We start from the raw sequence: 15,956 nt of genomic DNA, 5'->3' as shown, positions 1-15,956 counted from the left end.
TGCGTCGGATACAAGTCGCGTAATCAGGTCCGCCAGCATGGATTTCGTTATTCGCCATCATCGGCCTTGTCGGACTCCAAGGCCATAGCGATCAACGCTTCGGGGCTCAACGAATCGATGTCGCTCTCCGGATCGGCAAGTGGCAGTTCGGACTCGCCGGCCAGCAGCAGGAGCTTGTCGAGCAGACCGGTTCGCCGAAGTTCGCGCAGCGGAATCTTCCTCAGCGCCGTCCAGGTCTTCTCGTCGTCGGAATCTTCGCGATCGCCGTGCAGCAGCTGCCGACGCAGTTGTTCGGCCAGCGCCGACGGAGTGGGAAAGTCGAAGATCAGCGTGCGCGACAAGGCCAACCCGGTGGTGGCCTTGAGCCGGTTGCGAAGTTCGACGCCGGTCAGCGACTCGAAGCCGATGTCGGAAAAGGCGCGTTCGACATCGATGTCACGACCGCTCGAATGCCCCAACACGGTTGCCGCGTGGGCACACACCAGTTCCAGCAGTTGCCGGTGCTGGTCTTCGGGGGCCAGCACTTGCAGCTGCTCGGCCAGATCCGCGGCCCGGTCCCGCAACGGCACCGGTGCGTCCGCGCGCGCGCCCAGCCAAAACCGTTGCCGGGCAAAGCCGTACGTCGGCAACTCGACACGACGGCCGCCGTTGAGCACCGACGACCAGTCAATCGTCACGCCGTTGACGAAGAGTTGCGCGGCCGCGGTGAGCAGAGCGTCGCTTTCGGGCCGCTCCTTGACCAACGTTGCCACCGCGGCGGCGTGCTCGGTGCTCAGCGACTGCTCCACCGCCGCGCTCAGCCCGGCGGCCGGGCCCAACTCGACAAACACGTTGACCCCCAACGATTCCGACAGCTGCACACCGTCGAGGAAACGCACCGGCCGGCGCACATGGTCCACCCAATACTGAGCCGACCCATAGTCGGCACCAGCCAACTGACCAGTCACATTGGACACCAAGGCAATTCGCGGCGCGTCGGGCTTGATGTCGGATATCAGGCGCGCGAACTCGTCGATCATGGGCTCTACCAACAGCGAATGAAACGCGTGCGACACCGCCAGCCGATGCGCCCGAGCCCCCTGCCGCGCCAACCGATCGGCCACCGCACTCACCGGCGCCTCGGCACCCGAAAGCACCACGGAGGTGGGCGCATTGACCGCCGCGATCGCCACACCGTCGGTGAGCAACGGCGTCACGTCGGCTTCGCCGGCTGCCACCGCGATCATCACGCCGCCGGCAGGCAGGTTCGCCATCAAGCGGCCCCGCGCCGCCACCAGCCGCGCGGCGTCGTCAAGCGTGAGCACGCCCGCGACGTGGGCCGCGGTGATCTCCCCCACCGAATGACCCATCACCAAGTCGGGTTCGGCTCCCCAGCTGTGCAGCAGGGCCGCCAATGCCACCTCGATGGCAAACAGTGCCGGCTGCGCGAACTCGGTATTTTCCAGCAGCTCCGGGTCGAGACCCCAAATCACCTCGCGCAAACCCGAACGCAGCTGGAGATCCAACGCGCCGACGGCCTCGTCGAAAGCCCCGGCGAACACCGGAAAGCGCTCGTAGAGTTGGCGCCCCATCCCGAGCCATTGTGAGCCTTGGCCGGGAAACACGAAGACGGTCTTGCCGGTTGCTCTCGTCTGGCCGGCGACCACGTCCGGATCTCCGGCGGCCAATCGCGTCAAACCCGCTGTGAGAGCTTGACGATCGTTGCCCAGCAGCACCGCGCGATGTTCGAAGGCCGAGCGGGTGGTGGCCAGCGACCAGGCCATGTCCGTCGCGGTCAGATCGTCGCGGGAGCTGACGTGGGCGGCCAGCCGGGTGGCCTGGTTGATCAGCGCCTGCTTCGAACGCGCCGTGAGCACCCACGGCAGCGGGGTGCGCTGTTGTGGTTCGGCCACAACGGTTTCCGGCTGGGTGGGGGCCTGCTCGACGATCGCGTGCGCGTTGGTTCCACCCATTCCGAACGACGACACCCCGGCCCGCCGCGGCCGATCTTGGTCCGGCCAGGCTGTCAATGCCGTGTTAACTTGCAGCCCATAGCTTTTCAGGTCATTGCCGCCAGCGGTGCTGTCGTAGTTGAGGCTTGGCGGCAGCATGCCGCTTTCGATCGCCAGTACTGCCTTGAGTAGTCCCGCGACTCCGGCGGCGCTGCCGGTGTGGCCGATATTGGTTTTGACCGATCCCACCAGGACCGGGCGCTGCCGCCGCCCGGCGAATATTTCGCCGAGTGCCCGCGCCTCGACCGGGTCGCCCACTTCGGTTCCGGTGCCGTGCGCCTCGACATAGTCGATGTCGTCGGCGGACAGCGCCGCGCGGGCGAGCGCCCGGCGGATGACGTCGGCTTGGCCGGGGACGGAGGGCACGGTCTGGCCGGCGGAGCTGTGTCCGGCATTGCCGACCGCACTGCCGCGGATCACGGCACGAATTCTGTTGCCGTCCCTGAGTGCGGCGGCCAACGGCTTCAGCAGGACCAGGCCGGCGCCCTCGGACCGCACGTAGCCGTCGGCGCGCCCGTCGAACGCGTAGGTGTGACCCGACGTCGACATCGCCCCGAATTCCGTTTCCAACATCGCGGTCTCGTCGGCCAGGTTGAGGTGAATCCCGCCGGCTATCGCCAGCGGCGCCTCGCCCGCGCGCAGGCTTTCGCAGGCGAGGTGCACCGCGACCAAAGAGGACGATTGACCGGAATCGACGATCATGCTGGAACCCTGCAAGCCGAGGGCATAGGAGATTCTGTTGGCGATCATGGCCCGGCTGACCCCGCCGAACGAGTGGTGATCCAGGTTGTCCGCACCGTCGCGCAGGGTCAGAACGGCGTAGTCGTCGGTCATCGCTCCCAGGAAGATGGAAACCTGTTCGCCCCGCAGGGTTTCGGGTACCAGAAACGCGTCTTCGAAGAGTTCCCATGCCAATTCGAGCGCAACGCGTTGCCGCGGGTCCATCGCGCTGGCCTCGCGCGGCGACAGGTTGAAGAAGTCCGCATCGAACTCGGCGACATCGCCGGGGAGCTGGGATTCCTCCAGCCCGTCGCGAACGACGCGCCAGAAGTCGCGCGGGCCGGCAGCGCCGGGAAATCGGCAGGAGAGGCCGATGATTGCGACGTCAGTGGGTGCCATCAGGGGCCGAGGTCGTCATCGAGGATCGCGAAGAGTTCGCGTTCGGTGGCGGTGGCGATGTCGTCGGCGTCAGCGTGCGATTCTTGCGGCAGCGGGGTTTCGAGCTCGCTCACGATGGCCTGGATGCGAGCGGCCAAGCGGGTTCTGTCCTCAGCCGTCCAATGGGGTTGGTTGACCAGCGTTTGCAGCTCGCGGGCGATGTCGTTGAAGCGCGCCAACTGGTCCGGCCCGCTCGCGGGCGCACTGGTGGTGGTCACCGAGCCGAGCTGTTCGTCGATGTGTTCGGCCAGCGCCGCCGGCGTCGGGAAGTCGAAGATCAGGCTCGGTGAAAGGGTAAGCCCGGTAGCCATTTTGATGCGGTTGCGCAGTTCCACCGCGGTCAACGAGTCGAAGCCAAGGTCCTGGAACGGCAGCTGGGCTTCGATGTCGGCGTTGGACCTGCCCAAAACGGTCGCGGCGTTGGTGCAGACCAATTCCACCAACTGGTGGTGACGCTGCTCGGGGCTGAGTCCCTGCAGGCGGCTCGCCAACCCCGACGTCGACGCCGCCGCGTCGGTATCGCTGATCAGTCGCCGCCCCGGCCGACGGACCAGGTCGCGCAGCACCGGCGGGACGGCACCGGCCCCACCCAGGCCCGCCGAGTCGATGCGAGCCGCCACCAGCAGCGGGCGGTCGGCGAGCATGGCCTCGTCGAACAGCTGTAGCGCGTGCGGGGTGGACAGCGGCGCCAACCCGCTGCGGGTCATCCGGGATTTGTCGCGATCGCTGAGGTGGCCGGTCATGCCGCTGGCCTGTTCCCACAGTCCCCAGGCCACCGACAAGGCGGCCAGGCCGTGGGCGCGGCGGTAGGCGGCCAGGCCGTCGAGGAAGCTGTTGGCCGCCGCGTAGTTGCCCTGTCCCGGTGAGCCCACGATGCCGGCCATCGAGGAGAACAGCACGAACGCCGACAGATCCATCTCCCGGGTGAGCTCGTGCAGGTGCCACGCGCCGTCGACCTTGCTGCGCAGCACCGCGTCCATCCGTTGCGGCGTCAGCGAGGCGATCAGCCCGTCGTCGAGCACCCCGGCGGCATGGAACACACCCTTGAGCGGATATTTCGTGGGCAATCCGGCGATCAACGCCGCCAAGGCCTCTCGATCGGCCACATCGCAGGCCGCCACCGACACCCCGGCCCCGGCATCTTCGAGCCGCTCCACCAGCTCGGCCACGCCCGCACCACCGGCGCCGCTGCGGCTGACCAACACCACATGGGCCACCCCATAGCGCGCCACCAGATGCGCGGCCACCGCCGAGCCCGCCATCCCGGTACCCCCGGTGATCAGCACGCTGCCACCGGCTAAGCCCGAACCCGCAAGTACCGGATCATCCGGTCCGTCCGGCAGCGTCAGCACCACCTTGCCGGTGTGGCGGGCCTGGCTGACAAACCGATACGCCGCCGACGCACACCGCACGTCAAACGCCTTGACCGGCAACGGCTTCAACGCTGCGGCGTCGAAAAGATCGATCAGATCGGACAACATCGATGCGATGTGGTCCGGGCCCGCCTCCATCAAATCGAACGCCCGGTAGTACACGCCCGCCGGCATCGAAGCGGGGTCGCGCAGATCGGTCTTGCCCATCTCGATGAAACGCCCACCCCCGACCAGGAGTCGCAGCGAGGCGTCGAGGAACTCTCCGGCCAGCGAGTTGAGCACCACGTCCACCCCGGCGCCGCCGGTGGTGGCCAGGAACTTCTGCTCGAAATCCACCGTCCGGGTGTCACCGATGTGATCGTCGTCAAAACCCATCGCCCGCAACGTATCCCACTTACCACGACTGGCCGTCGCGAACACCTCGGCACCCCAATGCCGGGCCAGCTGCACCGCCGCCATCCCCACCCCACCGGTGGCCGCGTGCACCAACACCTTCTCCCCGGCCTTGAGCCCCGCCAGCTCGGACAATCCGTACAGGGCGGTCAAAAACACCACCGGCACGCCGGCGGCCTGCGCCAGCGACCATCCGACCGGCACCGTCGTCACCAGCCGCGCGTCCACCACAGCCTCGGAACCCACCACCCCCAGCAAACCCAGCACGGCATCGCCGACGGCCAGCCCCTGAACGCCGGGCCCGACCTCGAGCACGACGCCGGCGCCCTCGGCGCCGAGTTCGCCGCCGCCGGGATACATCCCCAACGCCACCAACACATCCCGGAAGTTCACCCCGACCGCGGCCACCGCCACCCGCACCTGCCCGGCCGCCAGCTCCACCGGGCCGGCCGGCGCGACCACGACATCTTCCAGGGTGCCGCCACCGCCTGCGGCCAATCGCCAGCCGCCGGACGGCAACTCCAGCACCGCGCCGGCCCCGACCGCGCCCAGCCGCGCCGCGTGCGCGACGCCGGCGCGCACCACCAATTGCGGCTCACCGCAGGCGATTACCTCGCCCAGGTCCAATGATCCGTCCGAATCGACCAGCACCACCCGGCCCGGCTGCTCGGCCTGCGCCGAACGCACCAACCCCCACACCGCCGCGCCCGCCAGATCCGTCACCTCCGCACCGGCCACGTTCACCGCGCCACGCGTCAGCACCACGCACGGCCCGGGGTCGCTACCGGCCAGCCACGACTGCAACACCCCCAGCGCCTCATGAGCCGCCGCGTACACGGATTCGACCGTGTCACCGCGGCTCGGCTCCCACACCGTCATACCCTCGTGGCCAATGGCGTTGGGCTGCACGGAAACCGGCGACCATGCGACCTCATACAGACCGCCGCCTCCGCCGGCAGCGGCGGCCAATGCGGCCGACAACGCGCCGATCGAGATGGGCCGAACCACCAACTCGCGCACCGACAAAACCGGCAGGCCCGTCGCGTCGGCCAGGTCCACCGACACGGCCCCGGCGCCGGCCGGTGCGATGCGGACGCGAACCCGGGCGGCCCCGGCCGCGTGCAGGCAGACGCCTTGCCAGGAGAACGGCAGCATCGTCGAATCGCCGCCCTCGGCAATCCCCCAGGCGTGCAACGCGGCGTCCAGTACGACGGGGTGAATCCCGAAGCCGCCCATCGCCACGCCCTCGCCGGCGCTCACTTCGGCAAAGACCTCTTCGCCGCGCCGCCACAACGTTCGAAGACCGCGGAACGCGGGCCCGTAGTCGTAGCCCCGCGCTGCCAGCACCTCGTACACGTCGCCCGCCTCGACCACGGAAGCCCCGACCGGCGGCCACACCGACAAGTCCGCGACGGGTTCGGCCGCCACCGCACTGAGTGCGCCCTGCGCGTGCAGCACCCAAACCGAATCCGAGGCCGCACCACGGGAATACACCCATACGGCCCGAGAACCCGACTCGCCCGCGGCGTCCACGACGACTTGGACGCGCGCCGCGCCGCCCGGCGGCAACACCAACGGCGCCAACAGCGTCAGCTCGTCGACCACCGAACAGCCGACCTCGTCGCCGGCCCGCAACGCCAGCTCGACAAACCCGGCCCCGGGGAACAACACCACACCGTCGACGACATGATCGGCCAGCCAGGGCGATCCGCTCACCGACAACGAGCCCGTCAGCACCACGCCACCCGAGTCGGGCCGCTCCACCACCGCGCCCAGCAACGGGTGCGCGGCCCGGGCCAAGCCCACACTGCTCACATTGCCGGAGCCCACCGCACCCAGGGGAAGCCAGAACCGTTGCCGGACGAAGCCATACGTGGGCAGATCGACGCGACGCCCGTCTCCCAGCGCCGCGGGCCAATCGACCGCCAGGCCGGTGGTGAACAACTGCCCGAGCGCGGCGAGCGTCGACTCCGCTTCGGGGCGGTCCTTGGCCAGCGTGACCACCGATGCCGCCTGCTCGGTGGTCAACGACTGCTCCACGGCAGCGGTGAGACCGCGGCCCGGGCCGACCTCCAGGAAAACCCGGGCGCCCAACAACTCCGCGGCGCGCACCCCGTCGGCGAAACGTACCGGCCGGCGCACGTGCTCGACCCAGTATTGCGGCGATCCGTAGCCGGGCCCGGCCAGTTGCCCAGTCAGGTTGGACACCAGGTCTATTCGCGGTGGTTCGGGCGACACTTCGGCCACCAGCCGGGCGAACTCTTCGAGCATCGGCTCCATCAGCGCGGAGTGGAACGCGTGCGACACGGCCAGTCGGTGCACCCGCCGGCCCTGTCGCGCGAGTTCGTCGGCGACCGCGGTGACCGCGGCGTCGGGACCCGAAATCACCACGGCGTTCGGACCGTTGACCGCGGCGAGGTCCACTTCCGCGGTCAGCAACGGCGCGACGTCGTCCTCGCCGGCGGCCACCGCCACCATCGCGCCCCCGGGCGGCAACGCCGCCATCAACCGGCCGCGCCCCGCGACCACTTTGGCCGCGTCCGCCAGCGATAGCACGCCCGCCACATAGGCCGCGGTGATCTCACCCACGGAATGGCCGGTCACCACGTCGGGGAGCACGCCCCAATGCCGCAGCAGCGCCGCGACCGCCACCTCGACGGCAAACAGCGCCGACTGCGCGAACTCCGTGCTCTGCAGCAGTTCGGCGTCCTCGCCCCAGATCACTTGTCGCAGCGGCAATCGCAGGTGCGGGTCCAGCGCGGCGACCGCCTCGTCGAACGCTCGGGCGAATTCTTCGAAGCGCTCATAGAGCTGCTCGCCCATCCCCAGCCATTGCGCCCCTTGGCCGGGAAACACGAACACGGTCTTGCCCGCCGAGCGAACCCGGCCCGCCGTGACATCCGCGCTCGGCTCACCGGCGGCCCACTTGCTCAATCCGGTGATCAGGCGGTCCCGGTCCGCACCGACCACCACGGCCCGGTGGTCGAACACCGCGCGCGTCGTCACCAACGACCACGCCACGTCCACCGGGTTCAGCTTCGCATCGCCGGTCACGTGCGCGAGCAGCCGCTTGGCCTGATTAACCAGCGCCTGCTCGGAGCGGGCCGACAACACCCACGCCGTTTGGATCGAATCCGGTTCGGCGACAACATCTTCAGCCTCCGGCGCCGGCGGCTGCTCGATGATCACGTGGGCGTTGGTCCCGCTGATCCCGAACGAAGACACCCCCGCCCGGCGCGGCCCGTCCCCGCTCGGCCATGCCCGCGACTCCGTCAACAACGACACCGCGCCCGACGACCAATCCACATGCGGGGAAGGCACATCCACGTGCAGGCTCTGGGGCAGCACGCCGTGCTGGATCGCCTCGATCATCTTGATGACTCCGGCCACGCCGGCGGCCGCCGAGGTGTGCCCGATGTTCGATTTGATCGACCCCAACCACAGCGGGCGATCCGCCGGCCGATCCTGGCCGTAGGTCGCCAACAACGCTTGCGCCTCGATCGGATCCCCCAGCACGGTGCCCGTGCCGTGCCCCTCGACCACGTCGACGTCGGCCGCGGTCAGCCCCGCGCTGGCCAGCGCCGCCCGGATGACACGTTGCTGGGAGGGCCCGTTCGGGGCGGTCAGCCCGTTGGAGGCGCCGTCCTGGTTGACCGCGGTGCCGCGCACGATCGCCAGCACCGGGTGCCCGGCTCGGCGCGCGTCGGCCAGGCGCTCCACCACCAACACGCCGGCACCTTCCGACCAGGCGGTGCCGTCGGCGGCCCCGGCGTACACCTTGCAGCGACCATCGGGGGCCAGCGCTCGCTGGCGGCTGAATTCGACGAAAGCGGCGGGCGTGGCCATGACCGTGACGCCACCGACCAGTGCCAGGTCGCATTCGCCGGATCGCAGCGACTGGGCCGCCAAATGCAACGCCACCAGCGACGAGGAGCACGCCGTATCGACCGATACGGCCGGGCCTTCCAGGCCCAGCACATACGAGACCCGCCCCGAGGTCACGCTCAGCGTCGAGCCGGTGAGGCCATAACCTTCCAGCTCGCCTTCCACCTGCCCGCCGTAGCCGGCATGGATCACACCGGCGAACACACCCGTGGCCGAGCCCCGCAATCCCAGCGGGTCAACTCCCGCGCGCTCCAACGCTTCCCACGACAGCTCCAGCATCAGCCGCTGCTGCGGATCCATCGCCAGCGCCTCGCTGGGGCCGACCCCGAAGAACCCGGCGTCGAAATCGCCGGCGTCGGCGAGAAACGATCCCTGCCGGACGTACATCTTGCCCGGGACATCGGGATCCGGATCGAACAGCCCCGCGACGTCCCAGCCCCGATCCGAAGGAAACTCCGACACGGCGTCGCGACCCTCGACTACCATGTCCCACAACGCCTCTGGCGAATCCACTCCACCCGGGTACCGGCAGGCCATCCCGACCACTGCCACCGGCTCGGACAGCTTGCCCTCCAGCTCGGCCACCCGCCGCCGCGTGCGCCGCAGATCTGCGGTGAGCCGCTTCAGATAATCAAGGTGTTTGTCGGTGTCCGACACTGGCGCTCCTTGGCGTCTTACGAGCCGAGTTCTTCGTCGAGGATGGCGAACAGTTCGCTTTCGCTGGCACTGTGGATGTCCTCGTCGTCGGCTTCCTGCTGGTCGGGTGGATCCAGGTGTGCGCTGAGCGTGGTCAGCAGCGTCTGGATGCGGGTGGTCAAGTGCGACTTGTCTTCGGGGTGCCAATCGGGTTGGCTCAGCAGCGTTTGCAGCTCCCGGGTGATGTCGTTGAAACGGGCCATCAGGTTGGGCTGCTCGGCGGGGGTGGCGGGAACCACCAGCCGGGTGTCGAGATGTTCGGCCAGCACGATCGGCGTCGGGTAGTCGAAGATCAGCGTCGGCGAAAGGGTCAGTCCGGTCGCGGTTTTGAGCCGGTTGCGCAGTTCGACGGCGGTCAGCGAATCGAACCCGAGGTCTTGGAAGACGCTGCCCGCGTTGATGTCTCCGGCGTTGGGGCGGCCCAGCACGGTGGCGGCGTTGCGGCAGACCAGGTCCACCAGCTCGGAGTGTCGCTGTTCGCCGGACAGCCCCCGCAGGCGGGCCACGAGGCTGGTCATCGATGCCGACGTGGTGTCCGACTCGTCGATGACACGCCGGATGGGGCGAGCGACCAGCTGACTCAGCAGTGGGGGCAGCGTGGCACCACTGTCGGCACTGTCGGCCAGCGCGCCGGGGTCGATGCGCGCGGCGACCACCGCGGGACGCTCGGCCAGCATCGCGGTATCGAAGAGTCGCAGGGCCTGCTCGGTTGCCATGGGGGCGAGCCCGATTCGGCTCATCCGCGCCTTGTCGCGTTCGTCGAGGTGGCCGGTCATGCCGCTGGCCTGTTCCCACAGTCCCCAGGCCACCGACAAGGCGGCCAGGCCGTGGGCGCGGCGGTAGGCGGCCAGGCCGTCGAGGAAGCTGTTGGCCGCCGCGTAGTTGCCCTGTCCCGGTGAGCCCACGATGCCGGCCATCGAGGAGAACAGCACGAACGCCGACAGATCCATCTCCCGGGTGAGCTCGTGCAGGTGCCACGCGCCGTCGACCTTTGCCCGCAGCACCGTGTCCATCCGTTGCGGCGTCAGCGAGGCGATCAGCCCGTCGTCGAGCACCCCGGCGGCATGGAACACACCCTTGAGCGGATATTTCGTGGGCAATCCGGCGATCAACGCCGCCAAGGCCTCTCGATCGGCCACATCGCAGGCCGCCACCGACACCTCGGCCCCGGCATCTTCGAGCCGCTCGACCAGCTCGGCCACGCCCGCACCGCCGGCGCCGCTGCGGCTGACCAACACCACATGGGCCACCCCATAGCGCGCCACCAGATGCGCGGCCACCGCCGAGCCCGCCATCCCGGTACCCCCGGTGATCAGCACGCTGCCACCGGCTAAGCCCGAACCCGCGAGTACCGCGTCGGCGGGGCCGCCGGGGATGGTCAGCGCCACCTTGCCGGTGTGGCGGGCCTGGCTGACAAACCGATACGCCGCCGACGCACACCGCACGTCAAACGCCTTGACCGGCAACGGCTTCAGCACGCCGTTTGCGAACATCGCCATCAGGTCACCGAGCATGGTCGCGGTGAGATCCGGCCCGGCCTCCATCAAATCGAACGCCCGGTAGTACACGCCCGCCGGCATCGAAGCGGGGTCGCGCAGATCGGTCTTGCCCATCTCGATGAAACGCCCACCCCCGACCAGGAGTCGCAGCGAGGCGTCGAGGAACTCTCCGGCCAGCGAGTTGAGCACCACGTCCACCCCGGCGCCGCCGGTGGTGGCCAGGAACTTCTGCTCGAAATCCACCGTCCGGGTGTCACCGATGTGATCGTCGTCAAAACCCATCGCCCGCAACGTATCCCACTTACCACGGCTGGCCGTCGCGAACACCTCGGCACCCCAATGCCGGGCCAGCTGCACCGCCGCCATCCCGACACCCCCGGTGGCCGCGTGCACCAACACCTTCTCCCCGGCCTTGAGCCCCGCCAGCTCGGACAATCCGTACAGGGCGGTCAAAAACACCACCGGCACGCCGGCGGCCTGCGCCAGCGACCATCCGACCGGCACCGTCGTCACCAGCCGCGCGTCCACCACAGCCTCGGACCCCACCACGCCCAGCAAGCCCAGCACGGCATCGCCCACGGCCAGCCCCTGAACGCCGGGCCCGACCTCGAGCACGACGCCGGCGCCCTCGGCGCCGAGTTCGCCGCCGCCGGGATACATCCCCAACGCCACCAACACATCCCGGAAGTTCACCCCGACCGCGGCCACCGCCACCCGCACCTGCCCGGCCGCCAGCTCCGCGCGCGGAAGCGGCCGTACCACCAGATCCTCCAGGGTGCCGCCGCCACCGACGCTCATCCGCCACTGCCCGGCCGGCAACGTCGCAACCGACCGCGACGGAGTCAGTCGGGCCGCGTGCGCGACGCCGGCGCGCACCACCAATTGCGGCTCACCGCAGGCGATTACCTCGCCCAGGTCCAATGATCCGTCCGAATCGACCAGCACCACCCGGCCCGGCTGCTCGGCCTGCGCCGAACGCACCAACCCCCACACCGCCGCGCCCGCCAGATCCGTCACCTCCGCACCGGCCACGTTCACCGCGCCACGCGTCAGCACCACGCACGGCCCCGCATCGCTACCGGCCAGCCACGACTGCAACACCCCCAGCGCCTCATGAGCCGCCGCGTACACGGATTCGACCGTGTCACCGCGGCTCGGCTCCCACACCGTCATACCCTCGTGGCCAATGGCGTTGGGCTCCACGGAAACCGGCGACCATGCGACCTCATACAGACCGCCGCCTCCGCCGGCAGCGGCGGCCACCGCCGTGAGTTGGGCGGCCGAGACCGGCCGAACCACCAACTCCCGCACCGACAGAATCGGCAGGCCAGTCGCGTCGGCCAGGTCCACCGACACCGCGCTCACCCCCACCGGCGCGATCCGCACTCGCGCCCGGGACGCTCCGGCGGCGTGCAGGCAGACGCCTTGCCAGGAGAACGGCAGCATGGTCTCGGACTGGTCGCCGACCACACCCATCGCGTGCAGCGCGGCATCGACCAGCACCGGATGGATCCCGAAATCGTCGACCTTGATCCCGGCGACCTCGGGCACCGCGACCTCGGCGAAGACCTCATTTCCGCGACGCCACATGGCCTGCAGACCCTGAAACGCCGGACCGTACTCGTAGCCTCGCCCGGTCAGCTGCTGGTACGCGTCGGCGACGTCCATCGCGATCGCTCCGACCGGCGGCCACACCGACAAGTCCGCGACCGAATCGCCCGCGTCCGTGCTCAACGCGCCCTCGGCATGCAACAACCAGTCCGAATCGGATTGCGTGCCACACGAATACACCGACACCGAGCGCCGGCCCGCACCACCCCCCGAACTAGCTACTGCCCCGACCACGACCTGTACCTGGACCGCGTCGGCCGCCGGCAACAGCAGCGGAGCCGACAGCGTCAACTCGTCGACCACCGAACAGCCGACCTCGTCGCCGGCCCGCAACGCCAGCTCGACAAACCCGGCCCCGGGGAACAACACCACCCCGGCCACCGCGTGATCGCCCAGCCACGGCTGCGCCGCCAACGACAGCCGGCCGGTCAGCACCACCGCACCGGAATCGGGCCGCTGCACCACCGCGCCCAGCAAACCGTGCTCGGCCCCGGCCAGGCCGAGGCCACCGAGATCCGCACCACCAATGCCCATCGGCGGCAACCAGAATCGACGGCCCTGGAAGGCGTACGTCGGCAAGTCGACGCGGCGGGCACCGGAGAACACCGGGCGCCAATCCACCGTCACCCCCGCGGTGTGGGCCTGACCCACCGACAGCCAGAACCGGTCCAGCCCGCCCTCGTCGCGACCCAGCGACGGAATCACGATGGCATCGCCCGGGTTGCCGGCGGCCACCGTGTCTTCGATGCCGGCGACCAGCACCGGGTGCGGGCTGGACTCGATGAACACCCGATAGCCGGCGTCGCCCGCCGCGCGCACGGCCTGCTCGAATTGCACGGTCTGGCGGATGCTGCGGTACCAGTAGTCCGCGTCCAGGCCGGCGGTGTCGAGGGGTTCACCGGTGACGGTGGAGAAGAAGGTGAGCGAAGACGATTGGGGCTCAATGCCGTTCAGCGCCTGGGCAAGCGGCTCGCGAATCGCCTCGACCTGCGCCGAGTGCGAGGCATAGTCGACGTCGATTCTGCGGGCGCGCACCCCGGCGTCCTCGCAGCGACGCATCAACTCCGCCAGCGCGTCCACCTCGCCGGAGACGACGACCGCCGCAACGCCGTTGACCGCGGCGACGTTCAGGCGATCACCCGCGGGGGCCAGCAGCTCGCGCGCCTGCACAAGCCCGCACGCCAGCGAGACCATGCCCCCGGCACCCGACAGCCGCACCAACAGCCGACTGCGCAGCGCCACCACCCGGGCGGCATCCTCCAGCGACAGCGCACCCGCGACGTAAGCCGCCGCGATCTCGCCCTGCGAGTGACCGATGACCGCGTCGGGCTGCACACCGACCGAGCGCCACAGTTCGGCCAGCGACACCATCATCGCCCACAGCACCGGCTGCACCACGTCCACCCGATCGAGCCCGGGGGCGCCCGGCGCACCCCGGATCACGTCGATCAAAGACCAGTCCACGAACTCACCGAGCGCCTTCTCGCACCGGTTCAGCTGCTCGGCGAATACCGTTGAGGTGTCCAGCAACTGGGCCCCCATGCCGATCCACTGCGAGCCCTGCCCGGGAAACACGAAAACCGTCTTGCCGGCGGCCTGGGCGCGCCCCACCACGACGTTGCCGCCCGGTTCCCCCGCCGCCAACCCGGCCAGCCCGGCCGTCAGCTCCGCACGAGCCCCGACGATCACCGCCCGATGCTCGAACACCGAGCGGGTCGACACCAGCGACCACCCGACGTCGGCCACACCCAGCTGTGGATCGGCCGCCACGCGTGCCAGCAGCCGCCGCGCCTGGCCCGCCAGCGCCTCGACGGACCGGGCGGACAGCACCCACGGCGCCACCGGCATGTCGCTATCGGACGCGGTGCCGACGCTTTCCACGGGCGGGGCCTGCTCCAAAATCACGTGTGCGTTCGTCCCGCTGATCCCGAATGACGACACCCCGGCCCGGCGCGGCCGGTCCACCGGCGGCCACGGCCGCTGGTCGGTCAGCAACGACACCGCGCCCGCCGACCAATCCACGTGCGGCGTAGGCACATCCACGTGCAGCGTCTTGGGCATCACGCCGTGCTGAATCGCCTGCACCATCTTGATCACACCGGCGACCCCCGCCGCCGCCGAGGTGTGGCCCATGTTGGACTTGATCGAGCCGAGCCACAACGGCCGATCGGCCGGGCGGTCCTGCCCGTAGGTCGCCAAGATCGCTTGGGCCTCAATGGGATCGCCCAGTGTGGTGCCGGTCCCGTGACCCTCCACCAGATCCACATCCGCCGTGGCCAGCCGGGCATTGTCCAGCGCGGCGCGGATCACCCGCTGCTGCGCCGGGCCGTTCGGGGTCGCCAGCCCGTTGGAGGCGCCGTCCTGGTTGACCGCGGAACCCCGCACCACCGCCAACACCCGATGACCGAGTCGCCGCGCATCGGCCAGCCGCTCCACCACCAGCGCGCCAACGCCTTCGGAGAACCCGGTTCCGTCGGCGGCTCCGGCATACGCCTTGCATCGGCCGTCCGCGGACAGCGCCCGCTGCCGGCTGAACTCCACGAACATCGCCGGCGTGGCCATCACCGTCACGCCGCCGACGAGCGCGGCATCACACTCACCCGAGCGCAGCGACCGCACGGCCAGATGCAGCGCCACCAGCGACGACGAACACGCCGTGTCCACCGACACTGCCGGGCCCTGAAGCCCCAGTGAATACGCGACCCGCCCCGAGGCGACGCTCAGCGTCGAACCGCGCAGCCCGTATCTCTCCAACTCGCCGGGGACGCGGCCCTGCCCGCCATACGAGCCGTGAAAAACCCCGACGAACACGCCGGTGGCCGAGCCTCGCAGCGTGACCGGGTCGATTCCGGCCCGTTCCAGCGCTTCCCACGAGACTTCCAGCAGCAGGCGCTGCTGGGGATCCATCGCGAGCGCCTCGCTGGGTGCGATCCCGAAGAACGCGGCGTCGAAATCGGCGACGTCCGAGAGGAATCCGCCGCAGCGGTTGTACGACTTGCCCGTGGCGTCGGGATCCGGGTCGAACAGGTCGGCCAGATCCCAGCCGCGGTCGGCCGGAAAGTCGGTCACCACGTCGCGGCCCTCAACGACCATCTGCCACAAGGCTTCCGGGGAGTCCACGCCGCCCGGATAGCGGCAGGCCATTCCCACCACGGCCACCGGCTCGGTCGCCCCTTCCGAAATCAGGGCGAGGTACTCGCGGTTCTCGCGTTTGAGCCGCTCGTTTTCCTTCAGCGACGCGCGCAGCGCCTTGACCAGTTCGTCAGGAGTGCTACTCATGGGCAACCAGCGCACCTTTCGCACGGTGTCGATGCGCCATCGCCGTCACTTCGGCGCCGGGACGAGGCAGG

3 protein-coding genes are annotated in these 15,956 nt (G+C 69.6%); all 3 read right to left on the bottom strand.

What is annotated here, in order from left to right; all coding sequences use genetic code 11:
• Window positions 1-47: 47 nt before the first annotated feature.
• The 3 genes from BN973_RS14135 to BN973_RS14125 are packed head-to-tail and all read right to left on the bottom strand — an operon-like array spanning window position 48 to window position 15,885.
• Window positions 48-3,110 carry a type I polyketide synthase gene (locus BN973_RS14135; RefSeq protein WP_036468894.1) on the bottom strand — a complete coding sequence of 1,021 codons (3,063 nt, stop codon included), beginning with the start codon at window positions 3,108-3,110 and terminating at the stop codon, window positions 48-50.
• The gene (locus BN973_RS14130; protein WP_036468893.1) at window positions 3,110-9,457 is read right to left on the bottom strand and encodes a type I polyketide synthase; all 6,348 of its coding nucleotides are present in this window, start codon (window positions 9,455-9,457) and stop codon (window positions 3,110-3,112) included. Before BN973_RS14130 ends, BN973_RS14135 begins: the two co-directional genes overlap by 1 nt.
• A gap of 17 nt (window positions 9,458-9,474) precedes the next feature.
• Complete coding sequence (locus BN973_RS14125; protein ID WP_036468892.1) at window positions 9,475-15,885, bottom strand: type I polyketide synthase; 6,411 nt, start codon at window positions 15,883-15,885, stop codon at window positions 9,475-9,477.
• Between the last annotated feature and the right edge of the window lie 71 nt (window positions 15,886-15,956).

Origin of the sequence: Mycobacterium triplex (genome assembly GCF_000689255.1) — a bacterium.
GTDB classification, from domain to species: domain Bacteria; phylum Actinomycetota; class Actinomycetes; order Mycobacteriales; family Mycobacteriaceae; genus Mycobacterium; species Mycobacterium triplex.
Note: the sequence above shows the minus strand (reverse complement) of the source record. Positions and strands in the feature narration are given on the sequence as shown.

Coding starts and splice junctions, on each gene's coding strand:
- BN973_RS14135 (WP_036468894.1), bottom strand. CDS start 3,110: ATGGCACCCACTGACGTCGCAATCATCGGCCTCTCCTGCCGATTTCCC.
- BN973_RS14125 (WP_036468892.1), bottom strand. CDS start 15,885: ATGAGTAGCACTCCTGACGAACTGGTCAAGGCGCTGCGCGCGTCGCTG.